At 70.0% G+C, this 26313-nt stretch carries 21 protein-coding genes; 14 read left to right on the top strand and 7 right to left on the bottom strand.

Annotated features, from left to right (window positions below):
* Positions 1-7: 7 nt before the first annotated feature.
* Entirely contained in the window at positions 8-958 is a 951-nt protein-coding gene (locus tag IAI54_RS04680; RefSeq protein ID WP_187971249.1) for an AEC family transporter, read from the bottom strand.
* 1783 nt (positions 959-2741) lie between these two features.
* A complete protein-coding gene (locus tag IAI54_RS04685) occupies positions 2742-3203 on the bottom strand; it encodes an Lrp/AsnC family transcriptional regulator (protein ID WP_187971250.1) in 462 nt (153 codons plus the stop codon).
* A gap of 169 nt (positions 3204-3372) precedes the next feature.
* On the opposite strand from IAI54_RS04685, the gene putA reads away from it, so the two are divergent.
* From putA to IAI54_RS04700, 3 genes are all read left to right on the top strand, one after another.
* Positions 3373-7212 (top strand): bifunctional proline dehydrogenase/L-glutamate gamma-semialdehyde dehydrogenase PutA, encoded by a 3840-nt coding sequence (gene putA, locus IAI54_RS04690; RefSeq protein WP_187973017.1) that lies wholly within the window; start codon positions 3373-3375, stop codon positions 7210-7212.
* 240 nt (positions 7213-7452) lie between these two features.
* Positions 7453-8493, top strand: coding sequence for an IS4 family transposase (locus tag IAI54_RS04695; protein WP_235679251.1), 1041 nt, complete (start codon positions 7453-7455; stop codon positions 8491-8493).
* 757 nt (positions 8494-9250) lie between these two features.
* Positions 9251-9763 carry a hypothetical protein gene (locus IAI54_RS04700; RefSeq protein ID WP_187971252.1) on the top strand — a complete coding sequence of 171 codons (513 nt, stop codon included), beginning with the start codon at positions 9251-9253 and terminating at the stop codon, positions 9761-9763.
* 253 nt (positions 9764-10016) lie between these two features.
* On the opposite strand, the gene hmuQ is transcribed toward IAI54_RS04700, so the two are convergent.
* Together hmuQ and rirA are read right to left on the bottom strand one after the other, a co-directional pair.
* Positions 10017-10331 carry a heme-degrading protein HmuQ gene (gene hmuQ, locus IAI54_RS04705; protein ID WP_187971253.1) on the bottom strand — a complete coding sequence of 105 codons (315 nt, stop codon included), beginning with the start codon at positions 10329-10331 and terminating at the stop codon, positions 10017-10019.
* A 100-nt stretch (positions 10332-10431) separates the two neighbouring features.
* A complete protein-coding gene (gene rirA / locus IAI54_RS04710; RefSeq protein WP_187971254.1) occupies positions 10432-10893 on the bottom strand; it encodes an iron-responsive transcriptional regulator RirA in 462 nt (153 codons plus the stop codon).
* Positions 10894-11143: 250 nt separating this feature from the next.
* Between rirA and IAI54_RS28890 the strand changes: the two genes are divergently transcribed.
* On the top strand, positions 11144-11575 hold the full coding sequence (locus IAI54_RS28890) for an acyl-CoA thioesterase (RefSeq protein WP_235679252.1): 432 nt from the start codon (positions 11144-11146) through the stop codon (positions 11573-11575).
* Positions 11572-12465, top strand: coding sequence for an alpha/beta hydrolase family protein (locus IAI54_RS04715; RefSeq protein WP_235679253.1), 894 nt, complete (start codon positions 11572-11574; stop codon positions 12463-12465). The genes IAI54_RS28890 and IAI54_RS04715 overlap by 4 nt, the downstream gene beginning before the upstream one ends.
* A 13-nt stretch (positions 12466-12478) precedes the next feature.
* Here the strand turns inward: IAI54_RS04715 and IAI54_RS04720 are convergent, their stop codons facing one another.
* Complete coding sequence (locus tag IAI54_RS04720; protein WP_187971256.1) at positions 12479-13438, bottom strand: glycosyltransferase family 4 protein; 960 nt, start codon at positions 13436-13438, stop codon at positions 12479-12481.
* Positions 13439-13590: 152 nt separating this feature from the next.
* Here IAI54_RS04720 and IAI54_RS04725 point away from each other — a divergent pair, with 152 nt between their 5' ends.
* Both IAI54_RS04725 and IAI54_RS04730 read left to right on the top strand, forming a co-directional pair.
* Positions 13591-15207, top strand: coding sequence for a glycosyltransferase (locus tag IAI54_RS04725; protein WP_187971257.1), 1617 nt, complete (start codon positions 13591-13593; stop codon positions 15205-15207).
* Positions 15197-15985, top strand: a complete 789-nt coding sequence (locus tag IAI54_RS04730) for a glycosyltransferase family 25 protein (protein ID WP_187971258.1) — start codon at positions 15197-15199, stop codon at positions 15983-15985. The genes IAI54_RS04725 and IAI54_RS04730 overlap by 11 nt, the downstream gene beginning before the upstream one ends.
* A 250-nt stretch (positions 15986-16235) precedes the next feature.
* Here the strand turns inward: IAI54_RS04730 and IAI54_RS04735 are convergent, their stop codons facing one another.
* On the bottom strand, positions 16236-17420 hold the full coding sequence (locus tag IAI54_RS04735) for a Gfo/Idh/MocA family protein (RefSeq protein ID WP_187971259.1): 1185 nt from the start codon (positions 17418-17420) through the stop codon (positions 16236-16238).
* A gap of 249 nt (positions 17421-17669) precedes the next feature.
* On the bottom strand, positions 17670-18731 hold the full coding sequence (locus IAI54_RS04740) for a sugar phosphate isomerase/epimerase family protein (RefSeq protein ID WP_187971260.1): 1062 nt from the start codon (positions 18729-18731) through the stop codon (positions 17670-17672).
* 240 nt (positions 18732-18971) lie between these two features.
* Between IAI54_RS04740 and IAI54_RS04745 the strand changes: the two genes are divergently transcribed.
* The 7 genes from IAI54_RS04745 (at position 18972) to IAI54_RS04775 (ending at position 26224) form a co-directional block, all read left to right on the top strand.
* Entirely contained in the window at positions 18972-19658 is a 687-nt protein-coding gene (locus tag IAI54_RS04745) for a TetR/AcrR family transcriptional regulator (RefSeq protein ID WP_187971261.1), read from the top strand.
* A gap of 23 nt (positions 19659-19681) precedes the next feature.
* A complete protein-coding gene (locus tag IAI54_RS04750) occupies positions 19682-20611 on the top strand; it encodes a TAXI family TRAP transporter solute-binding subunit (RefSeq protein WP_187971262.1) in 930 nt (309 codons plus the stop codon).
* A 13-nt stretch (positions 20612-20624) separates the two neighbouring features.
* Positions 20625-22565, top strand: coding sequence for a TRAP transporter permease (locus IAI54_RS04755; protein WP_187971263.1), 1941 nt, complete (start codon positions 20625-20627; stop codon positions 22563-22565).
* A complete protein-coding gene (locus IAI54_RS04760) occupies positions 22565-23443 on the top strand; it encodes an amidohydrolase family protein (protein ID WP_187971264.1) in 879 nt (292 codons plus the stop codon). The genes IAI54_RS04755 and IAI54_RS04760 overlap by 1 nt, the downstream gene beginning before the upstream one ends.
* 82 nt (positions 23444-23525) lie before the next feature.
* Complete coding sequence (locus IAI54_RS04765) at positions 23526-24260, top strand: PIG-L deacetylase family protein (RefSeq protein ID WP_187971265.1); 735 nt, start codon at positions 23526-23528, stop codon at positions 24258-24260.
* Positions 24260-24934, top strand: a complete 675-nt coding sequence (locus tag IAI54_RS04770) for a 4-carboxy-4-hydroxy-2-oxoadipate aldolase/oxaloacetate decarboxylase (protein WP_187971266.1) — start codon at positions 24260-24262, stop codon at positions 24932-24934. The genes IAI54_RS04765 and IAI54_RS04770 overlap by 1 nt, the downstream gene beginning before the upstream one ends.
* A 219-nt stretch (positions 24935-25153) precedes the next feature.
* Positions 25154-26224 (top strand): 4-oxalomesaconate tautomerase, encoded by a 1071-nt coding sequence (locus IAI54_RS04775; RefSeq protein ID WP_187971267.1) that lies wholly within the window; start codon positions 25154-25156, stop codon positions 26222-26224.
* The last annotated feature ends 89 nt before the right edge of the window (positions 26225-26313 follow it).

Genomic DNA, 26313 nt, shown 5'->3' on the forward strand with positions numbered 1-26313 from the left:
GGGCGTGTCAGAAGGCGCCCCCGCTGCGGGCCAGAAGCATCGCCAGCACAGCCGAGACGGTGAAGAGGCCGGCCACGGTCGCGATGATCAGCGCGGCCGCCGCCTTGGTTTCCAGCCCGTAGCGGCGGGCGAGGACGGGGTAGATCGTTAGCATCGAGGCGCTCGAGAAGACTATCGCGCATGCGGCAAGTCCTGCCGGAACGCCGGGGACGAGGAGCAGCATGCCGCCCACCGCCAGCGGATGCGCGACGAGCTTGCCGATCACCACCGGCCCGAGGTCGGCCGTCACGTCGCCGCGGTTGAGCCCGGCGACCACGCCGCCGACCACGAACAGGGCGACCGGCGCCGAGGCGCGACCGAGCAGGTCGACCGCCGACGACAGCAGGCCGGGGATCGGCACCTCGGCGAAGGAGAGCGCGGTGCCGGCGAAGATCGCCCAGATCAGCGGCATGGCGGCGAGCCGCCGCACCGTCCCCGCAAGCAGGCTCGTCACCGAGCCGCCGCCGTCGCGGCCGAGTTCGGCCAATGTCAGCGCCAGCGGGATGACCAGAATGTTCTCGACCAGCATGGTCAGCGGCATCGCCACGAAGGCCGGGGCGCCGATCACCAGCGAGGCCACGGGAAATCCGATGAAGCCGGTGTTGGCGCCCGTGCCGCCGAGCGCGCCGATCGCCGCCGTCGTCAGCGGCCGCCGCAGCACGAAGCCCATCAGCGAGAACACCGCCGCGAAGGCGATAAGCGAGCCGCCGGCATAGACGGCGAGGTAGGGCAAGTTGATCGTCTCTCCCAGGTGCTGGCCGGTGAAAGTGGAGAAGATGACGGCGGGCAGCGCGAAGTTCACCACGAACCCCGCCAGCCCGTCGATCTGCGCGGGCGTGGCATAGCCCGTCTTCACGGCCAGGAAGCCGAGGCCGATCAGGAACAGGATCGGGAACATCAGCGGGAAGATGGCGGGCATCGGGCCGTTCGGGGGTTGGTCGCCGGCGAAGGCGCGAAGCCGGCCGGCGTGCGGGTGAGGATCGGATGCTGCGTAAGGTCTGTCGGGGCCACGGGCAAGAGGCGGAACGGCATTCTGGTCGGTGGCTGCCAGGCGACGCAGCAGCTTCGGCTCCTCCTCCCGGCGATCCGCATGTATGCATCATGGCCGTCAGGAGCAGCCCTGTCAACCGGACACCGCGCGCCGCACCCCCGCCGGCGCCCGTCCTCGGCAAGCCTCGCACTCGTCTTTCGCCCCCGCGTCGACCGCCGAAACGAAGGCCAGACGAGAGCCTTCGCGCCGAATCCGGATTCGATGCGCAAGCATTCCCACGGCGATCGAGACCACCTGCCGCCTTTCACGGGGAACCTCGATGGGTATCATCCATGTATACAGATGCCGCTCGTACCGGCAGCGCCGAGGCCGCCCCCCCCCCCCCGCACCTTCGTCATCCCGGAACGGCGTCCAAGCGCAGCGCAGGACGGCGTATCCGGGATCCATGCCTCGCCGCCCATGCCCGCGATCCGGTGCACGACGAGGCACGTGCCGCCCGGTTGCCGCCGCGGGCGCCGCATCCATCAGCGTCGCGCCCCCCCTCCGTCGTCGCTTCGCGACGCCACCTCCGCCCCCACTGCGTGGGGTGGAGGATAGCCAACCGCCAGCACCGCCGCCCATCCTCCAACCCCACGAAGTGGGGGGGAGGTGCCGAGCGCAGCGAGGCGGAGGGGGGACCCCGCTGCCCCGAGCCGGGACGGTGAACGGTCGGCACGACGGACGTGGCGAGGTCTCCCGTCATGCTCCCGCGCATCGGCAGCCCGAGGCAGCCCGGCACGTCCGGCACGGCCCGGCAGACCGCCACCCTTGCGCCCATCGGCAGCCGGCTGCTCCGCGACCGCCACCACCGTCGCGCCGCCCCTCCGCTTCGTCATCCCGAAACGGCGTCCGAGCGCAGCGCAGGACGACGTATCCGGGATCCATGCCTCGCCGCCCACTCCCGCGATCCGGTCCACGACGAGGTCCGCGCCGCCGACCGCCGGCGCCGTCCCTCCGCCGGCCCCGCTCCACGGCCGCTCCCGTCGTCACGGTCGTCGCCGCATCCACCAGCGTCGCGCCCCCCCTCCGTCGTCGCTTCGCGACGCCACCTCCGCCCCCACTGCGTGGGGTGGAGGACGGACTGCCACCAGCGCCGCCGCCCATCCTCCAACCCCACGCAGTGGGGGGAGGTGCCGAGCGCTGCGAGGCGGAGGGGGGACCCCGCTGCCCCGAGCCGGGACGGTGAACGGTCGGCACGACGGACGTGGCGAGGTCTCCCGTCATGCTCCCGCGCATCGGCGGCCCGAGGCAGCCCGGCACGTCCGGCACGGCCCGACAGACCGCCACCCTTGCGCCCATCGGCAGCCGGCTGCTCCGCAACCTCCGCAACCGTCGCGCCACCCCTCCGCTTCGTCATCCCGGAACGGCGTCCAAGCGTAGCGCAGGACGGCGTATCCGGGATCCATGCCTCGCCGCCCATGCCCGCGATCCGGTGCACGACGAGGCCGCCGACCGCCGGCGCCGTCCCTCCGCCGGCCCCGCTCCACGGTCGCGACCATCGTCACGATCGTCGCCGCATCCATCAGCGTCGCGCCCCCCCCTCCGTCGTCGCTTCGCGACGCCACCTCCGCCCCCACTGCGTGGGGTGGAGGACGGACCGAGGCGGCGCGTATCCGGGATCCATGCCTCGCCGCCCATGCCCGCGATCCGGTGCAGGACGGCCAGCGCCGCCTCAGCGATCCTTCACCGTCTCCATCGCCACGAAGGTCGAGGTCTGCGCGACGTGGGGCAGCGCCGAGATGCGCTCGCCCAGCACGCGGCGGTAGCTCGCGATGTCCTTGGTGCGCACCTTCAGGAGATAGTCGAAGCTCGACGCGATCATGTGGCACTGCTCGATCTCGGGCACCGCCAGCACCGCCTTGTTGAAGGCCTCCAGCGCCGCCGAGCGCGTGTCGGAGAGCTTGACCTGCACGAAGGCGACATGGCCTTCGCCCATGCGCTCGCGGTCGACGATCGCCGCATAGCCGCGGATGTAGCCGTCGGCCTCCAGCCGCCGCACCCGGGCCTGCACCGGCGTCTTCGACAGGCCGACCCGCGCGGCGAGTTCCGCCATCGACAGCCGTCCCTCGCGCGACAGCGTCGCCAGGATGTTGCGGTCGATACGATCCAGTTGATCCGTCGGGCGCTCGTTCATGGTCCGCACCGTTGAAAATGGCCGCGCCAAACGGGACGATCGGCCTGGATTTCTCTCCTGTATGGACCGGCCGCCCGTCAAGGGAAATGCTATGATGGGCCACTGGCGCGTCGACCAGCCTCCCGAGGCGGCGGCACGCGGCCAGCCGTCCTTTCCCGGGGTCAACGCCATGCCGACACGTCCTGATCTGCGCGAAACCATCCGCGCCAACACCCTGCCGGACGAGGACGCGGCGCTCGCCCGGCTCGTCGCCGCAGCCCGGCTGTCGGATGCCCAGCGCGCCGACATCTCCGCCCGCGCCGCCGGTCTGGTGCGCACCGTGCGCTCCTCCTCCGACCGGCAGCTGATGGAAGTCTTCCTGTCCGAATATGGCCTGTCGACGCAGGAGGGCGTGGCGCTGATGTGCCTGGCCGAGGCGCTGCTGCGCGTGCCCGACGCCGAGACCATGGACGACCTGATCCGCGACAAGATCGCGCCGCACGACTGGTCTGCGCATTCGGGCGAATCGGCCTCGATCTTCGTCAACGCCTCGACCTGGGCGCTGATGCTCACCGGCCGCGTGCTCGACGAGGGCGAGGGCACCATCGAGCGGACGCTGCGATCCATGGTCCGCCGCCTCGGCGAGCCGGTCATCCGCACGGCGGTTTCGGCCGCCATGCGCGAGATGGGCGAGAACTTCGTGCTCGGCCGCAGCATCGACGAGGCCGTGCGGCGCGGCCGCGACTTCACCCGCAAGGGCTATCTCTATTCCTACGACATGCTGGGCGAGGCCGCCCGCACCGAGGGCGACGCGCTGCGCTACCACCGCGCCTATGCCGACGCCATCGCCGCGCTGGCCGCCACTGCGACCGGCAACGAGGTCCGCCGCAATCCCGGCATCTCGGTCAAGCTGTCGGCGATCCATCCCCGTTACGAGCAGGCGCAGCGCGATCGCATGCTGCCGGTCATGGTCGAGCGGCTGACGGCGCTCTGCCTCGCCGCCCGCGACGCCCGCATGGGGCTGAACATCGACGCCGAGGAGGCCGACCGGCTCGACCTGTCGCTCGACGTGATCGAAGAGACGCTGTCCAACCCCGAACTCTCCGGCTGGGAGGGGTTCGGCGTCGTCGTCCAGGCGTACGGCCCGCGCGCGCCCTTCGTCATCGACTGGCTGCATGCGCTGGCGACAGGCCTCGACCGCCGCATCATGGTGCGCCTCGTCAAGGGCGCCTACTGGGACACCGAGATCAAGCGCGCCCAGACGCTCGGGCTCGCCGGCTATCCCGTCTTCACGCGAAAACCCAACACCGACGTCTCCTACATCGCCTGCGCGCGCAAGCTGCTCGGCATGACCGATCGCATCTACCCGCAATTCGCCACCCACAATGCCCACACCGTGGCCGCGATCCTCGCCATGGCCGACGACGCCCACGCCTTCGAGTTCCAGCGCCTGCACGGCATGGGCGAGGCGCTGCACGAGGCGGTGCGCAGGACGGAGGGCACCCGCTGCCGCATCTACGCCCCGGTCGGCGCCCATTCCGACCTGCTCGCCTATCTCGTCCGCCGGCTGCTCGAAAACGGCGCCAACTCCTCCTTCGTCCACCAGATCGTCGACGAGGCGGTCAGCGCGGAAGCGATCGCGCGCGATCCCTTCGAGGTGGTCGCCTCCCAGGGACCGGCGCACAATCCGGCGATCCCGATGCCGGCGGCGATCTTCGGCGCGGGCCGCAAGGCGGCACACGGCTTCGACATCACCGACCCGGTCACCATCGCCGCGCTCGACGCGGCGCGGGCGCCCTTCATGACGGGTTCGGTCTGGACCGCCCGGCCGATCACGCCGGCGGCGGGCGAGGGCGGTCTCGCCCGCGTGATCGTCAATCCTGCGCGGCCGGGTGAGGCTGTGGGAACCGTGGTCGAGGCCGACGCAGCCCTTGCGGGCGAGGCCGTGCGGATCGCCGCCGCCGCGCAGCCCGCCTGGGCCGCGACCCCCGTCGCCGACCGCGCCGCCATGCTGCTGCGCGCCGCCGATCTCTACGAAGCGCATGCCGCGGAATTCTTCGCGCTCTGCACCCGCGAGGCCGGCAAGACCTTGGCCGACGGCATCGCCGAGGTGCGCGAGGCGGTCGACTTCCTACGCTACTACGCCGCCGGGGCCGCGGGTGCCGAGGCGGGCACGCAGGCGCGCGGCGTCGTCGTCTGCATCTCGCCGTGGAACTTCCCGCTCGCCATCTTCACCGGCCAGGTGGCGGCCGCCCTCGTCACCGGCAACGCCGTCATCGCCAAGCCGGCCGAACAGACGCCGCTGATCGCCGCCCGCGCCGTGGCGCTGCTGCACGAGGCCGGCGTGCCTGCCGACATCCTGCAGCTGCTGCCGGGCGACGGCCCCTCGGTCGGCGCGCCGCTGGTCGCCGATCCGGGTATCTCAGGCGTCTGCTTCACCGGTTCCACCGAGGTCGCGAGGTCGATCGAGCGCCAGCTGGCGCGAACGGCGTCGCCCGACGCCATGCTGATCGCCGAGACCGGCGGCCTCAACGCCATGCTGGTCGATTCCACCGCGCTGCCCGAACAGGCCGTGCGCGACGTGCTGGCCTCCGCCTTCCAGAGTGCCGGCCAGCGCTGTTCGGCATTGCGGATCCTCTACGTCCAGACCGACGTCGAGGAGAAGATCATGGAGATGCTGACCGGCGCCCTGGCCGAACTCGTCGTCGGCGACCCGGCGCAGCTGTCGACCGACGTCGGCCCGGTCATCGACGACGAGGCGCGGGCCTCGATTTCGGCCTACTGCGCCGGCATGGAAGCGCAGGGCAGGCTGGTGGCCAGGCTCGACGCGCCGGGCGAGGGGCATTTCGTGGCCCCCCACATCCTCCGCGTCTCCGGCATCGGCGAACTGGAGCGCGAGGTGTTCGGCCCGGTCCTGCACGTCGCGACCTTCGAGGCCGACCGGATAGACCGCGTCATCGCCGACGTCAACGCGATGGGCTACGGCCTCACCTTCGGCCTGCACACCCGCATCGAGGAACGCGTCCAGCGCTTCGTCGACACCGTCCATGTCGGCAATCTCTACGTCAACCGCAACCAGATCGGCGCCGTCGTCGGCTCCCAGCCCTTCGGCGGCGAAGGCCTCTCCGGCACCGGCCCGAAGGCCGGTGGCCCGCATTATCTGCGGCGGTTCCGGAAGGGTCCGTCCCGCTTCGCACCGGCCGCGGCGACCAACTCCGCGGCGGTACCCATTGCCGCCACGACGGGGCAGGCGGCCGCCGCAATCGGACAAGCGTTTGGCGTGACAGGTCAGCCGACCGAGGCGGCAGGACAGCCGATGGTTCAGACGGGGCAGGCGGTCGCCGCCACGGAGCAGGCTGTCGGCGCGAAGGAGCATGCGGTACCGGGGTCGGGACGAGAGGCCCCGGCATCAGGACAGCCGGTGACGGCGTCAGGCCAGATCGTTACCGCCGCGATGATCGCCGAGCGCTTCCCCGATGCCGCCGGCTCCGACTGGCCGACCCGCGCCGACCGCATCGGCACCCTGCGCAAGCTCCTGCGCGGCAAGGCTTCGGAAGCGGTCGCGGCGGCCGCCGGCCTCGAAGCCGGCCCCTACGATCTCCCCGGACCGACCGGCGAGGCAAACTCGCTCATGCTGGCACCGCGCGGAAAAGTGCTCTGCCTCGGCCCGGACGCCGACCTCGTGCTGGCGCAGGCGGTTCAGGCGCTCGCCCTCGGCAACGCCGTGCTCGCCGTCGCCCCGGGCGCCCCCGCCGCCCTCCAGCCGCTGCTCGGCAAGGGCCTGCCGGTCGCCGCCCTCGACGTCACACTCGCGCCCGACGAACTGGCCCACCTCGCCCTCGACGCCGTCGCCTCCGCCGCCGAGCCAACCCGCCAGCGCGCGCTCCGCCAGGCGCTCGCCGCCCGCGCCGGCCCGATCGTCCCGCTGATCAGCGAAACCCTCGCGCCGGCGGCCTACGCGCAGGAACGCGCCGTCTGCGTCGACACCACGGCGGCGGGGGGCAATGCGAGTTTGCTGGCGGCGGCGTGAGGGGGAAGGTCGGGGGTCCGCGTAGAGGAAAGCCGCGAAGACCACAGATCCGACGGCCGACCGTCGCCGCCGATCCGACGCCGCCTGCCGCTCCAGCGTCGTCATCCTCGGGCTTGTCCCCATACGCGCTAACATAGCGTTGACGGTGCATTCGCCGCGTGATTCGTTTGGCGCATGAATGATTCGCTGCACGCATGGAATTGGGACGAGCTGGTCGCGCGACTGGGCTCGGAGGAGGAGTTGACGAGGAGCGCGCGGGAGGCGGGTGCGCTGCTTCGAAAGCGGCAGGTGTCCAGCGCCACAATTCTGTTGCGGTTGTGTTTCGCCTATGTGCTGGGGCGGTTTTCGCTTCGCACGCTGGCGGCCTGGGCCGAGCAGCGAGGCCTGGCGTCGATGTCCGACGTGGCGATGCTCAGGCGGCTGAAGGCCAGTGCCGACTGGGTGGGCGACCTGGTCTCGGACCTGCTCGCCGAGCGCTGCCCCGAAGCCCTGGCCGGTTCGAGCGGCGGACTGCGGATAATGGCGGTCGACGCCACGGTGGTGGCGCCGCCCGGACCCAAGCGGGCCTATTGGATGGTGCATACGGTGTTCGACCTCTCGAGGCTCAGGCTGTGTTCGGTGGACGTGACCGATCGGCATGATGCCGAGCGGTTGTCGCGCGGCGTCGTCCAGGCCGGCGAATTGCGGATCGCCGATCGCGCCCACGCCAGGGCGGACGATCTGGCTCGGGTGGTCGAGGCTGGCGGCGCGTTCCTGGTTCGCGCCCCTTCGACCCATCCGCGCCTGCTGGATGGGGAGGGTCGGCTGCTGGATCGTCTGGCGCTGTGCCGCGAGGCGGGCGAGAAGGGCGTGCTCGATCGGCCGGTGAGGGTCCAGGACCGCAAGTCGAAGGTCGAGGTGGCCGCCCGGGTGGTGATCCTGCCCCTGCCGCCCGAGGCGGCGGCGAAGGCCAGGCGCGCGGCGCGCCGTCTGGCCGCCAAGGCGGGGTACGAGCCCAGCGAGGCCGGCATCGAGATGGCCGGTTGTCTGGTGCTGCTGACGTCGCTCCCGTCGGACGGCTGGCCGCCCGAACGGCTCGCCTCGACCTATCGGCTGCGATGGCAGGTCGAGCTGGCGTTCAAACGGATGAAGTCGCTGGTGGGCCTGGAAGACCTCCGCGCAAAAGATCCCAACCTGGCGCGCCTGTGGATCAACACCGCCCTTCTGGCCGCCCTGCTGACCGAAGACGACCTGCCGGCCCTCGGTCCCGAGGCGCCGGACTCTCTCCCCCTGGCCGCCTGAACCGGGCCGCCCTGCCGATCTGGCGTCTCGCAGCCATGGCGCTCGCCAACATCTCCCTGGCGGTCTTGCAGGGACCAACCAGACGGATCCCCATCGACCGTCTGCTCCACCGACTGCGCGAGCCACCGCGACGACGGCGCGCAATTGCACATCGGCAGCTATGTTAGCGCGTATGGGGACAAGCCCGAGGATGACGACCGACCCGTCATTGCACCGCCCCATCCTCGTCGACCCCGCTGCATCCGATGGTTCCGGCCCGGGCACCGTCAGTCGACGGCGCTGACCACCGCTGGCGTCATTCCGGACCGGATGCCGAGCGAAGCGGAGGCATCCGGATCCGGAATCCATTCCGCGGACGCGGCGGCAGGCATCGTCCGCTCGTCGATATCACCGTCATGCGTCACAGAATGGATTCCGGGCAGGCTCCACCGCGCCCCGCGCGGCTCGCCTTCCGGAATGACGCGGGCCTGAACGATGCGGCCCGGCGGCCGGAGCCGAGCCCGGTTCCGGAGGAGCTTTCCTCCTGCGCGTCGGCGCCGCGCGCTCTGACATTCGCCGCCGGCGAGGTCCGATGCCGTCACGAAGGCGCCTCGATTGCCCGCACCGTTTCCACGCCTGGAGGCTCAGTGCGTCTTATGCCGGAATTGATCGCAACCCAGAGGAGAATTCGCTATAGGGAGAGCAAGACGGCTGAAGGCCCCGCTCTCCAGGCAACGCTGACCATATGCAGCACCATAATTTTCGCCAGAACGGCACCTTGATCGACCTCAGCCATCTGCGTCAGACGACCACCGATTTCGATTGGAGGAGTCCAACCGGAAAGCAGACATACAGGGTGTGGCTCCGGTATTCGACACATTGCTATTCCCGGGAACTCGGCGAGGGAGAAACCTTGGGCGAAAGTGACCATGTCGTCGAGACCCACCCCAGGCTCAGGGTCTACTGCCCGGAAAGATACGGCCAAACGGGACGGCTGGTCATCATGATCCGCGGCCTGTTCGAGAAGCCGACCTCGAAGGTCTCGCTGACTCGTGAAAGAAACTGGACCACCTTCACCTTTTACGAGCATTCTGAAGGGGGCGGCCAGCACAGGTATTGCGCCTTCTTCAGGATCAGGAACTCGGCGAGACAGCTAGAAGACCCGAGCCTGCATTCCCTCGAAATGTACGTGGAGAGCGCCTACGTCAGGTCGGACATGGTCCGGACACTGCGGTCATGCCCCTTTGGACTCGTCGCACATATGACTAGGTACCGGATTCCCTACTTCTGAAACGAGGAGGGGGACCGTTACCGGTCCCCCCATGGGTATCCTCGACGACGTCAAACCCGAAGGTCCACAGCCATAGGCAAGTGATCGAGCGGAATTCCCGACGACCTCGGCACTATCGATCCCGTAGGATCTCAGTCGATCTGCACCGATCCAGAGGAAATAGGGCAAGAGGGCATGCGGGTCAAGGCAGCGCACGCTGCCTCGGTCGACGGTAGCCCGCCGCGCTGCGGTTCGCGGCTATTTCGCAAGCCCGTCACGCCCCCTCGACCGCCGTAAACCCCTCGAACTGCGGCGGGCCCATGTACAGCGGCTTGTTGTTCCCCGCATTCCTGTGCGCGGCGCGGAACTGTTCCGACTTCGTCCAGGCGGAGAAGTCGTCGTAGCTCGCCCACACCGTGTGCGAGGCGTAGAGCGTGTAGCCCTCGGCCTCGTTGGTGGCGCCGCGCAGCAGGTGGAAGGTCCGGAACCCCTTCATCTCCGACAGCGTCGAATCCCGGCCCTTCCAGACGGCCTCGAAGGCCTCTTCCGAACCCTTGTTGACCTTGAAGCGGTTCATGGCGACGTACATGGCGGGTCTTCCTTCCTGTTCAGGCGTGGCGGGATGGGGCGAACGGCAGGCAAGCGGAAGCCCCCGCGCGGGCGGGTGCAGGCGGCGCCGGCGCCCACCGTCAGTTGGCGATGGCGTGGCCGGTGTTGGCGTCGATGCCGAGCAGGAGCTGCAGGCTCGGCCGTTCCTTCGCCAGGTCGGCGATGGTGTAGCTCTCCAGCACGTCGAAGAAGGCGCCGAGCGCCTTGCGCAGCGCCGCGTTCAGCGCGCAGCTGTCGATCAGCGGGCAGTCGGCCGCGTCGTTCTCGAAGCATTCGGCCATGGCGAAGCTCTCCTCGGTCACGCGCACGACGTCGAACAGCGTGATCTCGGCGGCCGGCTTTGCGAGCTTCACCCCGCCATTGCGGCCGCGAACCGTCGCGACCAGCTGGTTCTCGACCAGCGGCTGCAGGATCTTGAACAGGAACAGCTCCGACACCGTATAGGCCGCCGCGATCTCGGGAATCCGGCTGAGTCGGCCTTCGTTGGCCGCGCAATACATCAGGATGCGGATGGCGTAGTTCGTCTGGCGTGTGAGCCGCATAGGTCGTCCTCGCTGCCATGGTCCGAGTGGCGTGGCCTCTCTTTAGAACAGTTCCAGACAATATGGTAGAGGGCGAACGAAAAAACATGAGCCTAATTATCATATTTCTGTGGGCAGGGAAGCGGGGTGCGCGGAAAGGCGAGGGATTGTCGCGCGGATGCAGCGCGAGCCTGTTCAACCGCTGCCGACATTGCTCTAGCTGTCCCGGACCGCCCCCGCGGCGTGAGGCACAACAGTCCGGAAGTCGGCCATGATCGAGATCGTCCACGAGAATTCCATCCCCGTCAGCTTCGGCGACTGCGATCCTGCGGGGATCGTCTACTATCCGAATCACTTCCGCTGGTTCGACGCCACCTTCCACGCACTGCTCTACCGCTATGGCGGCGGTCACGCCGCGATCTGCGACGGCCTCGGCTCGATCGGGCTCGGGCTGATCGACGTCGGCGCCACGTTCCGGTCGCCCGCGGCCAATGGCGACCGTCTCGACCTCGTCGTGCGCATCGTCGAATGGAATGCCAGAACCTTCCGCCTCGCCTATCGCGGCGTCATCGGCGAGCGCCTCGTGGTCGAAGGCTTCGAGCTGCGCGGCGTCTTCATCCGCGAGGGCGAGGGCCTGCGGGCGGGTGCGGTCGCGCCGCTCAGGGCCGTCATCGAAGCCGGCGCGGGGAGGGCGCGGTCGTGACGCCCGCAGCCCTCCGCGACCTGATCCGCGTGCCCGCGCGTCCGCGACATGCCCCGCCGGCGCTGGCGCGCAGCGTCGTCGCCGGCGCGGGCGTGGCCATCGAGACCCTGCGGTTCGACCTCGGCGAGGGCCGCAGCGCGCGGGCCTTCCTCGCCCGGCCCGAAGCGCCGGCAGGGCGCCTGCCGGCCGTGCTCTACTGCCACGCCCATGGCGCCCGCTACGGCATCGGCGCGGCCGAGCTGCTCGACGGCCGCCCGAGCCTGCTCTCGCCCTGGGGGCCGCTGCTCGCGCAGCGCGGCTTCGTGACGCTCTGCCTCGACATGCCGACCTTCGGCGAGAGCGCGGACGAGCGCGAGGATCCGCTGTCCAAGGCACTCCTGTGGCAGGGCAGGACGCTGATGGGCGAGATGCTGGCCGACCTTCTCGCCGGCTTCGACCATCTCGCCGCCCGCAGCGACGTCGATCCCGCCCGCATCGCCGCCTTCGGCCTGTCCATGGGCGCCACGCATGCCTATTTCCTCGCCGCCATCGAGCCGCGCATCGCCCGCGTCGCGCATCTGTGCTGCTTTGCCGATCTCGCCGGCCTGATCCGCACCGGCGCGCACGACCTGCATGGCCATTACATGACGATCCCGGGGCTCCTGGCGCAGACCTCCTTCGGCCGCATCGCCGGCATGGTCGCGCCGCGCCCGCAGCTCGTCTGCACCGGAGACCGCGACCCGCTGACTCCGCCTGACGCGGTCGAGACTGCCTTCGCCGAGTGCCGTGAGGCCTATCGTGCCGCGGGTGCGGAGCAAGCGCTGCTCCGGCTCACCGATCCCGACACGGGCCATGCCGAGACGCCGGCCATGCGCGGGGCGGTGCTCGGTTTCCTCGGCGCCATGCGCTGAACCGGCATGCGGTTCAGCTGATGCCGATGCCGGCGAGCGCGGCCCGCACCGACTGCGACCGCGCCGCGTCGCCATGGGTCTCGTGCACGAAGCGCCGCCCCTCCGCCGCGAGCCGCCGGCCGAGGTCCCGGTCCTGAAACAGCTGCGACAGCGCCGACACGAAGTCGCCGGTCGTCTCGGCGCGCAGGAAGTGCCGCCCGTCCTCCAGTGCCAGGCCTTCCACCGCCTTGGCCGTCGCCACCACCGGACAGCCGACCGCCAGCGCCTCCAGCGCCTTGATCCGCGTGCCGCCGCCCTGGCGCAGCGGCATGACGGCTGCCGCCGCGTCGCGGTAGAGCGGCGCCATGTCCGGCGGGTCGGCGGTCAGCCGGTGGCCGTGCGCGCCGAGCAGCCGCGCCTGGCGCTCGCGCGGCGCCCGGCCGCCGACATGCAGTTCGGCATCGGCGAAGTGCTGCCGCAGCGCCGGCATGATCGCGCCGACCAGTTCGTCGACGGCGCGCCGGTTCGGGGCGTAGCCGAGATGGCCGACGAAAAGAACCCTGCGTCCTGCGCCGCGTTCCGCCCAGGCTCCGGCGGTCCCGCACCAGGACGGGATGGGATTGGGCACCACAGGCACCGCCCGCGCTTCGCCCATGGCGCGTACGGCGGCGGCGTCGCGCTCCGAACAGGTCCAGACCGAATCGGCGATCCGCACCGCTTCCCGGTCCGCGGCCGCGGCGGCCCGCAGCCGTCGCAGCAGCAGCAGCCGGGCGAACGGCCGCACCGGCGCCGCAAGCCGCGCCAGGCGCACGTCCCTGTAGAGCGGCCCTTCGAGGTTGTGGAAATCGACGACGATCTTCACCTGCGGCAGCGCCCGCCGCACCTCGCGCATCGCATCGAGCAGGGCCACGCCCTCGAACAGGATGAAGTCCGGCCGACCGGCCCGCGCGGCCTCCACGAGGCCGGCCACGTCGCCCGGATCAAGGGCGGCCACTGTCGGAGCGGCGCGGCGGGAGGCGTGGAGGTTTTTCCGCAGAAACAGCCGCGCTCCCTGCAGACGGCCCGAAAGGACTTGATAATTGGCGTCATTCCGGATTTCTGCGCCGGACACACGGCCGTCCTCCTCAATCAGGTTTGCTTGCAAGAATGGCACATTCCGTCTCCGCCGGCATTCCGCGCATCATACACCAGACCTGGCGCAGCAGGGACCATCCCATCAAGGCGGGCGACCCGAAAAGCTGGGAGACCCTCAACCCCGGCTGGCGCTACATGTTCTGGTCCGACGAGGATCTGCATGCCTTCATGGCCGCAGAGTTCCCGCATCTGCTGCCCATGTTCGACGGCTATTCCCGCCCCGTGCAGCGGGCGGATCTGGCGCGCTACTGTCTGCTGAAGCACTTCGGCGGCATCTATGCCGACATCGACACCATCTGCACGGCCTCCCTCGAGCCGCTCGCGGGCGATCCGCGCGTGGTGCTGTGCGAGGAGCCGCGCCTGCAGCACCATCCCGCGCGCTTCCGCGGCATGCACGCGCTGTGGTTCAACGGCACCATGGCGAGCCCCGCCGGCCATCCCTTCTGGGACCGCGTCATCGACCTGTGCACCCTGATGTACCCGCGCCGCGACTTCGACGTCCTTGAGACGACGGGTCCGCTGATTCTCTCGGCCGCCGTCGAGCAATGGCCGCAACCGGCTTCCCTGTCGCTCAACTCCTCGCATCTCTTCGCCGGCATCACCGTCCACGGCGACGACGCCGCCGATCCGCGCTGGGGCGATTTTGCCGGCGGCGTCCTGTCGGTGCATTGCTGGCAGGGGAGCTACTTCGACAATCGCCCGCATTCGCTCTACCACCGCAAGCTCGCGCAGCTGCGCGAGCTGCGAAGCCGGCTGCGGTGGGACGAGCGCCTCACGTTCAAGGCTGCGCGGCGGCAGGTCGACCAGGCGATTCTGACGCTGCCGCTCCGGCGCCCGGCCGAACCGCCTTTCGTCAAGGTGCTCATCCCCGTCCGCAATGCCGAGGCTTTCCTGGAGGAGAACCTGCGGCAGCTGCTCGGGCTCGATCATCCGCGCGACCGCATCCACGTGCTCTACGGCGAGAGCGGCAGCAGCGACCGGACGGCGGACGTCATCGCCGATCTGATCGCGCGCCATGGCCGCGACTTCGCCTCCATGACGAGCGTCCGTCTGCAGCGCGGTGCGCCCGACGTTCCGCGCGACCGCCGCTGGCATCCGAAATACCAGCGCGCGCGCCGTGCCGGCATCGCCAGGGCGCGCAACGACCTGATCGACCACGCGCTGCGCAGCCGCTTCGATGGCTGGTATCTCTGGCTCGATGCCGACATCGTCGGCCTGCCGCGCGATCTGATCGGTTCGCTGCTTTCCGCCGAGGCCAAGATCGTCGTGCCCGACTGCGTCATCGTTCCCGACGGTCCGAGCTTCGACCTCAACACCTGGCTCGCCGTCGGCAAGCCGCACCGCGTCGAGCACTACCGCTACCTCAAGCACGGACTGACCCAGCCGCCGATCGACGCCTGGTGGCGGCGGCACCTCCATGACCTGCGCTATCTCGATCGCGTTCCCCTGAACGGCGTCGGCGGGACCACCCTCTTCGTCCATTCCGACGTGCACCTCGCGGGTCTGAAATTTCCCGAGATCCCCTATGAATGTCTGATCGAGACCGAGGCCTTCGGCCAGCTGGCGCGCGATCTCGGCGTCACGCCGATCGGCCTGCCCAGGGTTCAGGTCCGGCATCATGCCAGCTGAGCGGCCCGATATCTTCATTCTGACGTCGGGGGCTTCGCCGGCCGCCCGGCTGCGCTCGGCGCTCGACCAGGCGGCGCTCGTCGCCGAGGCGGGCCGGATCGGCGTGATCCACGGCGCGACGCCTTCCGATCCCCTGGTGTCGGCACTGCATGATCCGAAGGCGGCGGCGCGCTGGAGCAAGCGCCCGCCGATCCCCGCCGAAATCGCGGCCTACGCCACCCACCGCATGGCCTGGCGGGCCCTGCTCGACGGCGGCCGGCCCTTCGCGCTGGTGCTGGAGGACGACGTCGTCGTCCCGGACCCGGACCGCCTCCGCGTCGTCCTCGCCGCCGCCGACGACCTGCTGGCGGACGGCCGTCACCTCGTCAAGCTGTTCGACTTTCCCGGCGAGCGGGCGAGGGGGCGCACCGTCGAGCGCAGCGTCGCCGGCATCCGCCTCCTCAAGCGCGAGCACGTGCGCGCCGGGCTGGTCGGCTACCTGATCTCGCGCGAGGGTGCCGCCCGCTTCCTGTCGCGCGCCCGGGTCTTCCGGGTTGTCGACGAGGACATCAAGTACCACTGGGAGCTCGGCCTCGACGTCTGGTCGGTCGCCGAGAACCTCGTCGCCGACGGCAGCGCCGCCCTGGGCGGCAGTCTCATCGAGAGCGCCCGCAAGGCCTCACGCCGCCGCTCGCCCTGGCGCTCGCTCAAGGGAAACCTGCTCGCCTTCCACCGCGACTGGCGCACGCGCCGCGCATTCGACGTCTGGCTGGCGCGGGAAGGGCAGGGCGGTCGGTAGGGCGCCCGGCCGGTTTCTCGGGCGGATCCCGATGGCGGGCTCAGACCGCGGTTCGCGGGCGGGCGGAACGTTCCCGCACGCCGATGGCTCGAAGAGGCCCACGCCCCGGACGGGACGGTTGCACCGGACGAGAACCGAGGATGACGGTCCGTCGAGCATGCGCCGAGAAGGAAAGGTTCGACCTGCCAGGCCGGGGGACGCTGGCACGACGCCCGAAACCGCCGCCATCCCCCCGCCTGCGCGCGCGCCCTCACAGCCTCGTCCACGCCGCGTCGTTCCTGGACGATGCCACGCAGGCCTCCACGAAGGCGACGCCCTCGACGCCGTCGGCGACGGTGGGATAGGTCACGTCCGGATCGGGGGCCGCACCCGAGCGGGCGGCGCGGATGGCGCGGGCCGCTTCGGCGTAGATCGTGGCGAAGCCTTCGAGATAGCCTTCGGGATGGCCCGACGGCACGCGGCTGACGCGGGCGGCCGCCGGTCCGGCGCCGGCGCCGGACCGTGTCACCAGCCGCTTCGGTTCGCCGAACGGCGTGAACCAGAGGTGGTTCGGCTGTTCCTGCTCCCATGCGAGCCCGCCCTTGGTGCCGTAGACGCGGAGCTTCAGCGCGTTCTCGTTGCCGGGCGCCACCTGGCTCGCCCACAGCATGCCCTTCGCCGCCGGGGCATCGCCCTTCGCCTTGAAGCGCAGCATCACATGGGCGTTGTCGTCGAGCGGCCGGCCCTCGACGAAGGCCGTGAGATCGGCCGACAGCGCGTCGAGTTCCAGCCCGGTGACGAAGCGGGCGAGGTTGTAGGCGTGCGTCCCGATGTCGCCCGTCGCGCCGCCGGCCCCGGACTTCGCCGGATCGGTGCGCCAGGCCGCCTGCTTCTGCCCGCTCGCCTCCAGCCGCGTCGTCAGCCAGTCCTGCGGATATTCGGCCTGCACCACGCGGATGTCGCCGAGTTCGCCCGCCGCCACCATCGCGCGGGCCTGCCGCACCATCGGATAGCCGGTGTAGTTGTGGGTGAGCACGAACAGCTTGCCGCTCTTCTCCACCGCCGCGGCGAGCGCCCGCGCGTCGGCGAGGGTGGAGGTCAGCGGCTTGTCGCAGATGACGTGGATGCCCGCCTCGAGGAAGGCCTTCGCCGCCGGGAAGTGCATGTGGTTGGGCGTCACGATCGCCACCGCCTCGATGCCGTCGGCGCGGCCGGCCTCCGCCGCCGCCATCTCGGCAAAGGAGCCATAGCTGCGCTCGGGATCGAGCCCCAGTTCCGCCGCCGACGCCTTCGCGCGCTCCGCATCCGACGACAGCGCGCCGGCCACCAGCACGAACTCCCCGTCGAGCCGCGCCGCGATCCGGTGCACCCCCCCGATGAACGCCCCCTGGCCGCCGCCGACCATGCCGAGGCGGATGGGGCCGGACTGGGTGGAGAGGTTCGATGCGCTGACCATGGGGGGCTCCGGGGGTTGGAAGTTGGAAGTTGGAAGTCGGCAGTCGGCAGTCGGCAGTCGGAAGGAAGATGGAGAGACGTGGCGCGGAAGGCGCAGGACAACGGGATCACCCGGACGAAAACGCTTGTATCGGGACCCGGTCCCGGTCACCTTTTTTCCGACTGCCGACTGCCGACTGCCGACTGCCGACTGCCGACTGCCGACTGCCGACTGCCGACTGCCGACTGCCGACTGCCGACTGCCGACTGCCTACTCCCCAATCCCCATCATCCTCCGCAACGCCGCCCGATCCGTCGACCCGCCCGCAAAATCGTCGAAGGCCTTTTCCGTCACGTCGATCAGATGGCTCTTGATGAAGGGCGCGCCTTCGGCGGCCCCCTGTTCGGGGTGCTTCAGGCAGCATTCCCATTCCAGCACCGCCCAGCTGTCGTAGCCATATTGCGTCAGCTTCGAGAAGATGCCGGAGAAGTCGACCTGCCCGTCGCCCAGCGAGCGGAAGCGGCCGGCGCGGTTGGTCCAGCCCGCATAGCCCGAATAGACGCCCTGCCGGCCGGTCGGGTTGAACTCGGCATCCTTGACGTGGAAGGCCGAGATGCGCTCGTGATAGATGTCGATGAAGGCGAGATAGTCGAGCTGCTGCAGCAGGAAGTGCGAGGGATCGTAGTTGATCGTGCAGCGCCGGTGCCCGCCCACCGCGTCGAGGAACATCTCGAAGGTGGTGCCGTCGAACACGTCCTCGCCGGGATGGATCTCGTAGCCGATCGAACAGCCCGCATCCTCGTAGGCGTCGAGGATGGGCCGCCAGCGCCGGCCGAGCTCGGCGAAGGCCTCCTCGATCAGCCCTGCCGGCCGCTGCGGCCAGGGGTAGAGATAGGGGAAGGCGAGCGCGCCGGTGAACGACACCGAGACGTCGAGCCCGAGATTCTTCGAGGCCCTGGCCGCGAGCAGCATCTGCTCCACGGCCCAGGCCTGCCGCGCCTTCGGATTGCCGTGCACGGATGCCGGCGCGAAGCCGTCGAACTGCGCGTCATAGGCCGGATGCACCGCCACCAGCTGGCCCTGCAGATGCGTCGACAGTTCGGTGATGGCCACGCCCGCATCGGCGCAGATGCCCTTCATCTCGTCGCAATAGGCCTGCGACCCGGCTGCCGTCTTCAGGTCGAACAGCCGCCCGTCCCAGGTCGGGATCTGCACCCCCTCGTAGCCCAGCCCCGCCGCCCACCGGGCGATCGAGGGCAGCGAATCGAACGGCGCCGCATCGCCCGCAAACTGCGCCAGAAAGATCGCAGGCCCCTTGATCCGCGCCGCCATGGTGCTCCTCCCGTTGGTTTTCACCGAGAATATCCGGACTGAAACGTTGCAGTCCAGTCGTCGGGCGCGCTTGTCCACGCGTTCTGCGGCTGCCGCTCCGCCGGCGCACCGGTCGTCGGCGGCGCGCCGACCGGCGGTCCTTGGACGCATCGACATGGCTGTTGAACGACTGTCGAAAACCTATGGACACCCGGACATGCTGCCGCTAGAACCGCCCGGACGGGAAGGAGGCGGCAGGACATGGCCAGGGCAGGGAAGGAGACCGATTCCAGGACCGCGATTCTCGACGCGGCCGAGGAGCTGTTCTCGCGCCATGGCTACGGCGCGGTGGCGCTGCGCGAGATCGCGCGCGCCGCGGACCTCAATGTCGGCAGCCTGACCTACCATTTCGGCGACAAGGCCGGCATCCTCTCGGCCATCTACGAGCGCCACACCCGGCCGATGAACGCGCGCCGCCTCGAACTCATCCGCGAGGCGACCCGCATCGAGGAGCGCAGCGCCCGGCTCACCGCCATCCTGCGCGCCTATGTCGTGCCGGCCTTCCGCTCCTCCGACGATCTCGTCGGCGGCGGCGCCCGCTTCACCCGGCTGCGCGCCATGCTGTCGGCCGAGGGCAGCGAGCAGGCGCGGCTGATCATCGCCGATGCCTTCGACACCACCACGCGCGCCTTCATCGACGCCATCGCCGATTGCGTGCCGGGCTCGCTCCGCGAGGACATCGTCTGGCGCAGCCAGTTCCTGCTCGGCTCGCTCTACTACACGCTCATCAATCCCGAGCGTATCTCGCGTCTCTCGGACGGCCGGGCGGACGGCTTCGACCACGACGAGGCGATCCGCCAGATCGTCGAAGCCAGCCACGCCAGCCTCTGGGCGCTCGCCCGTCCCGCGGCGGCGGAAAGAACCGCCGCGACGGCTCGTTCAACCTGATCCATCCATAGGGAGGAAAGACCATGAAGCATCTCGCAATGAAGGCGGCGCTCGCCGCGTTCGCGCTGGCGGCGACGCCGGCCATCGCGCAGGAGCGCATCTCCATCGGCACCGGCGGCACCGGCGGCCTGTTCTACGTCATCGGCGCCGGCATGGCCGACGTGCTCAACAAGCACATGGAAAACACCACCGCGCGGGCCGAGGTGACGGGCGCCTCGGTGGAGAACATCCGCCGCGTCGCCGCCAACCAGATGACCTTCGGCTTCTCGTCCTCCTCCACGCTCTACGAGGCCAAGAACGGCATGGGCCCGTTCGACGGCGATGCGCAGAAGGTGGCGGCGATGGCCTATCTCTATCCCGCCGTGCTGCAGGTGGCGACCACCGCCGACACCGGCATCGCCTCCTTCGGCGACCTCGCCGGCAAGCGCGTGAACCTCGGACCTCCCGGATCGAACGCCGCCGTGCTCGCGCAGCGCCTGCTCGAGGCCTATGGCGTGTTCGACGCCGGCAATGCGCAGTTCCTGTCCTACACCGAAGGCACCAACGCGCTGATGAACGGCACGGTCGACGCGACCGTGGTGCTCGCTGGCGCGCCGACCGCAGCCCTCATCGATCTCGACGCGCAGCGCGACATGGTGCTGCTGCCGATCGAAGAGGACAAGGTCGCGGCGCTGTTCGAAAAATACCCCTTCTACCAGCCCTACGAGATCAAGGCCGGCACCTATCCGGACCAGACCGCGCCGGTGATGGTCATCAACGACCCCGCGACGATCTTCACCGCCGAGGGCGCCGACGAGACGCTGATCAACGGCATCACGAAGACGATCTTCGAGCACCTGCCGGAACTCGGCGAGGTGCACCCGCAGGCGAAGGCCATCGCGCTCGACACGGCGACGCAGACGCCGATCGACCTGCATCCGGGCGCCAAGGCGTTCTTCGACCAGGCCAAGTGAGCAGGCGACGCGCATGATCGGGGCACTCGACAGGCTGCGGATCGACCGCGCGGCGGACCGCGGCGAAGGGGAGGCGGCGACCGCGTCGCTCCTCTTTGCCGTCATCGCCGTGGCGGTCACCGCGCTGGTGATCTACGGCGCCTATTTCGGGCTGATCACGGCCCTGATCCTGCGCTCGCTGTTCTATTCGCTGGTCTCCGCCGGCGGGCTGCTGCTCGTCGGCATCAATGCGCGGGCGAGCTGGGTCCGGCTCGCCTGCTATGCGCTGGTGCCGGTGGCGCTGGTGCCGGGCTTCCATCTCTGGCAGTCCTACATCGACATCGTCATGCGCGGCGCCATGGCCACGCCCCCGGATCTCTGGATCTTCGTCGGCCTGATGGCGGTGGTCTTCGTGCTGGTGCGCATGGCGCTGGGCTGGGCGCTGGTCGCCCTGATGGTGGCCGCACTCGCCTATGCCTGGTTCGGCTACCTGATCCCCGGCCAGTACGGCCATGGCGGCTACGACCTGCGCCGGCTGGCCTCGACGCTCATGCTCTCCACCGAGGGCGTCTACGGCCTGCCGATGGGCGTGGCGGTCGAATACATCTTCCTCTTCGCGCTGCTCGGCACGCTGCTGATGAAGATCGGGACCGGAGAAGTCTTCGTCGACATCGCCCGCGGCATCACCGGCCGCATGCAGGGCGGGCCGGGCCTGTCGGCGGCGCTGTCCTCGGCCATGCTCGGCACCATCAACGGCAGCGCGGTGGCCAACGTCGTCACCACCGGCACCTTCACCATCCCGCTGATGAAGCGCGTCGGCTACTCGCCGACGCTCGCCGGCGCCATCGAGGCCGCAGCCTCCTCGGCCGGCCAGATCCTGCCGCCGGTCATGGGCGCGGCGGCCTTCCTGATGGCCGAGATCATCGGCGTCCCCTATGCGCAGATCGCGCTCGCAGCCCTCGTGCCGGGCCTCCTCTACGTGCTCGCCCTGATGGTCGCGGTGCGGCTCGAGGCCGGCCGTCTCGATCTCCAGCCCGACCGCGACGCGGGCCTGGCGCTGCTGCGCGAGACGCTCGCCAGGCGCGGCTACCTGCTCCTGCCGCTGGTGGCGCTGATCGCCTTCCTGATCATCGGCTACACGCCGACGCGGGCCGCCGTCATGGCGCTGGTCTTCGGCCTCGCCGTCTCGCCCTGGCGCAAGGAGACGCGGGTCGGTCTCGTCGACCTCGTGGCGGTCTGCCGCGAGACCCTGGTCTCGACCATGCCGATCGTGGCGGCCGTCGCCGCCGCCGGCGTCGTCATCGGCGTGCTCAATCTCTCCGGCCTCGGGCTGATGCTGTCCGGCCTCATCGTCGATCTCGGCGGCCAGAACATCTGGGCGATCCTGGTGCTCACCGCGCTCGCCTCCTTCGTCCTCGGCATGGGCCTGCCCACCTCGGCGGCCTATCTTCTGCTCGCCGTCCTCGTCGCGCCGGCCCTGACGCGGCTCGGCCTGCCGCCCATCGTCGCGCACATGTTCATCTTCTACTACGGCCTCGTCTCGGCGATCACGCCGCCGGTGGCGCTGGCGGCCTATGCGGCGGCCTCGATCTCGGGCGGCGACGCCAACAGGACCGCGTTCGAATCGGTCCGTCTCGGCTTCGTCAAGCTGCTGGTGCCGTTCCTCTTCGTCACCATGCCGGGGCTGCTCACCATCGGCACCGGTCTCGACGTCGCGCTCTCGGCCATCCTCGCCGCCATCGGCGTGGTCGGCCTGACGACGGCCTTCGCCGGCTGGCTCGGCCGCGACCTCGGCGCCGCCGAGCGGCTCGGCATGGCCGCCGCCTCGCTGCTCGTGCTGTGGCCGACGACCGTCACCGCGACCGATCCCGTCACCCTCGTCGCGCGCCTCGCCGGCTGCGCTGCGCTCGGCGTCCTCGCCTGGCGGGCGCTCTCGGCGGGCGCCGCTCTTCCCAGCCGACACGGAACGTCCTGATGCAGCCTGCCGCCCTCCCATTCCACCCGGACCCCAAGACCCCCGACATCGTCCTGCCGGCCGGCGCCTGCGACGCGCACTGCCACGTCTTCGGCCCGGCGGCGCGCTTTCCCTTCGCGGAGAGCCGCACCTACACGCCGGTCGATGCGCCGAAGGAGACGCTGTTTGCCCTGCACGGCAAGCTCGGCATCGACCGCTCGGTGCTGGTCCAGGCCTCCTGCCACGGCACCGACAACTCGGCCATGCTCGACATGATCGCCGCAGGCGAGGGGCGCTACCGGGGCATCGCCATGGTGAAGGCCGAGGTGACGCCGGAAGAGCTCCAGGCGCTGCACGCCGGCGGCGTGCGCGGCGTGCGCTTCAACTTCGTGGCCCATCTCGGCGAGGATGCCGACATCGACGCCGTGCGCATGATCGTCGAAAAGATCGCGCCGCTCGGCTGGCACGCGGTGGTGCATTTCGACGCCGTCAAGCTCGAGACGCTGGCCCCGGTGCTGAAGGAGATTCCGCTGACCATGGTCATCGACCACATGGGCCGCGTCGACGCGAGCCGGGGCCTCGGCCAGCCGGCCTTCGCCATGCTCTGCGACCTGATGGAAGACGAGCGCTTCTGGGTGAAGGTCTGCGGCGCCGAGCGCATCTCGCGCGCCGGCCCGCCCTTTCACGACGCCGTGCCCTTCGCGCGCAGGCTGGTCGAGCGCTATCCCGACCGCGTGCTCTGGGGCACCGACTGGCCGCATCCCAACATCCGCCGCAACATGCCGGACGACGGAGCGCTGGTCGACCTTCTGGCGCTGATCGCGCCCGACGAGACGCATCGCCGCAAGCTGCTGGTCGACAATCCGACGCGCCTCTACTGGCCCGAAACGATTGCCTGACCAGATATTTGGACGGATTGAAGGAATCAACACGCGAGCGGCGCCCGGGGGGCGGCCGCGGGCAGGAAGGGAGAGAACGGGCATGAGCAGGAAGACCGGACTGGTGGTGAGCGCGCATTCGGCAGACTTCGTCTGGCGCGCCGGCGGCGCGATCGCGCTGCACGCCGAACAGGGCATCGACGTCACCGTCGTCTGCCTCTCCTATGGCGAGCGCGGCGAGAGCGCCAAGCTCTGGCGCCAGGACGGCATGACGCTCGACCGGGTGAAAAGCGAGCGCCAGGCCGAGGCCGAGGCCGCCGCGAAGGCGCTCGGCGTCGCCGACATCCAGTTCTGGGATCTCGGCGACTACCCGATCACGCTGACCCAGGAGAGCCTGTTCCGGCTGGTCGCGCTGATGCGGAAGATCCGCCCGTCCTTCGTGCTCACCCATTCGAAGGAGGACCCCTACAACCGCGACCACCCGCTGGTCAGCCAGTTCGCGCAGGAGGCCCGCATCGTCGCGCAGGCGCATGGCCACGACCCCGAGGTCAAGGTCATCGGCGCGCCGCCGGTGATGCTGTTCGAGCCGCACCAGCCCGAGCAGTGCCGCTGGATGCCCAACACGCTGCTCGACATCACCCCGGTCTGGGAGAAGAAGCTCGCCGCCATCAAGTGCATGGCGGGCCAGGAGCATCTGTGGGAATACTACACCCGCGTGGCGCTGCAGCGCGGCGTCCAGGCCGCCCGCAACTCCGACAAGACGATCAAGTATGGCGAGGCCTACGAGGCCGTCTTCCCGCACGTGGTCGAGACGCTGGTTCCGACGGAGGGACGCTGATGGGCGGCGTGGTTGTCCAGACCGTCGAGCGCACCCCGCTCGACACGGTCGACGGTCTCAGCGCCTGCGGCGTCGCCACCGTCCACGAGGCGATGGGCCGCACCGGGCTGATGCGTTCCTTCATGCGCCCGATCTATCCGGGCGCCCGCATCGCGGGCAACGCGGTCACCGTCTCGATCGCTCCCGGCGACAACTGGATGATCCACGTCGCCGTCGAGCAGTGCCGCGAGGGCGACGTCCTCGTCGTTTCGCCGACCAGTCCCTGCGAGGACGGCTATTTCGGCGAACTGCTCGCCCGGTCGCTCATGCATCGCAAGGTGCGCGGCCTGATCATCGAAGCCGGCGTGCGCGACGTCCGCGACCTGACCGAGATCGGCTTCCCGGTCTGGTCGAAGGCGGTCTTCGCGCAGGGCACCGTCAAGGAGACGGTCGGCTCGGTCAACGTGCCCGTCGTCTGCGCCGGTGCCCTGGTGAACCCCGGCGACGTCATCGTGGCCGACGACGACGGCGTCTGCGTCGTACCCCGCGCGACGGCCGACACCGCGCTTCAGGCGAGCCGGGCGCGCGAGACCAGGGAAGCCGAGACCCGCCGCCGCCTGATGGCCGGCGAGTTGGGCCTCGACATCTACGGCATGCGCGACAAGCTCGCGGCCAAGGGGCTGAAATATGTCTGATGTTTTGAGACCCGCGCCGAAGCACCCCCTCACCGACCCTTCGGGCCACCTCTCCCCCTGCCCGGGGGAGAGGAATCGCAGCTTCGGCGTCGCGCCGTTTCCGTTGCTGGAAGCGAGACAAGCCGGGCGCCTATCCTCTCCCCCGGGCAGGGGGAGAGGTGGCTCGCGAAGCGAGACGGAGAGGGGGTGCTTCCGTGCGTGGGAACCGGAGATGGGAAAATGACAACTCCACCGGACACCGCCATCCCCTGCCTGTGGATGCGCGGCGGCACCTCGAAGGGCGGCTACTTCCTCGCCGGCGACCTGCCCGCCGACACCGCTGCCCGCGACGCCTTCCTCTTGCGCGTCATGGGCTCGCCCGATCCGCGCCAGATCGACGGCCTGGGCGGCGCCGACCCGCTCACCTCCAAGGTCGCGGTCGTCCGCAAGTCCGCCCGCGACGGCGTCGACGTCGACTATCTCTTCCTGCAGGTCTTCGTCGACAAGGCGATCGTCACCGACGCGCAGAACTGCGGCAACATCCTCGCCGGCGTCGGCCCCTTCGCCATCGAGCGCGGGCTGGTCGCGGCGCAGGACGGGGAGACGCCGGTGCGCATCTTCATGGAAAACACCGCCCAGACGGCGGTCGCCACCGTCGCCACGCCCGGCGGCCGGGTCACCTATGCCGGGAACGCCCGCATCGACGGCGTGCCGGGCACCGCCGCGCCCGTGCCCATCGAATTCGAGGACACGGCTGGCTCCTCCTGCGGCGCGCTGCTGCCGACGGGCAACGCCGTCGACGTCATCGACGGGATCGAGTTGACCCTGATCGACAACGGCATGCCCTGCGTGGTCATGCGGGCGTCCGACATGGGCATTTCGGGCGAGGAAAACCCGAAGGACCTCGAGGCGAACGCCGCGCTGCGCGCGAAGCTGGAGGCGATCCGCCTGAAGGCCGGACCGCTGATGAACCTCGGCGACGTCGAAAAATCCTCGGTCCCGAAGATGACCATGGTCTCGGCGCCGCGGAACGGCGGCGCCATTTCCACCCGCACCTTCATCCCGCATTCCTGCCACTCGTCCATCGGCGTGCTCGGCGCCGTCAGCGTCGCCACCGCCTGCCTGCTGCCCGGCTCGCCCGCAGCCGAACTGGCGCAGGCGGGCGAGGGGGCGCGCCGCTCCCTCTCCATCGAGCACCCGACCGGCGAGATGACGGTGGTGGCGACGCTCGACGCGGCGGGCGGCGTCAAGAGTGCCGCCATCCTGCGCACGGCGCGAAAACTCTTCGACGGCGTGGTCTTCGGCGACTGAGAGGATGTGAAGAATGCCCGTTTCCGCGAAGCCGGAGCCAGAAATCTCGAGGATTTCGGTGGGTGTTCTTTCGCATCCCCGATCGATTC

It is taken from the genome of Aquibium microcysteis (genome assembly GCF_014495845.1).
In the GTDB taxonomy this organism is placed as follows: Bacteria; Pseudomonadota; Alphaproteobacteria; order Rhizobiales; family Rhizobiaceae; genus Aquibium; species Aquibium microcysteis.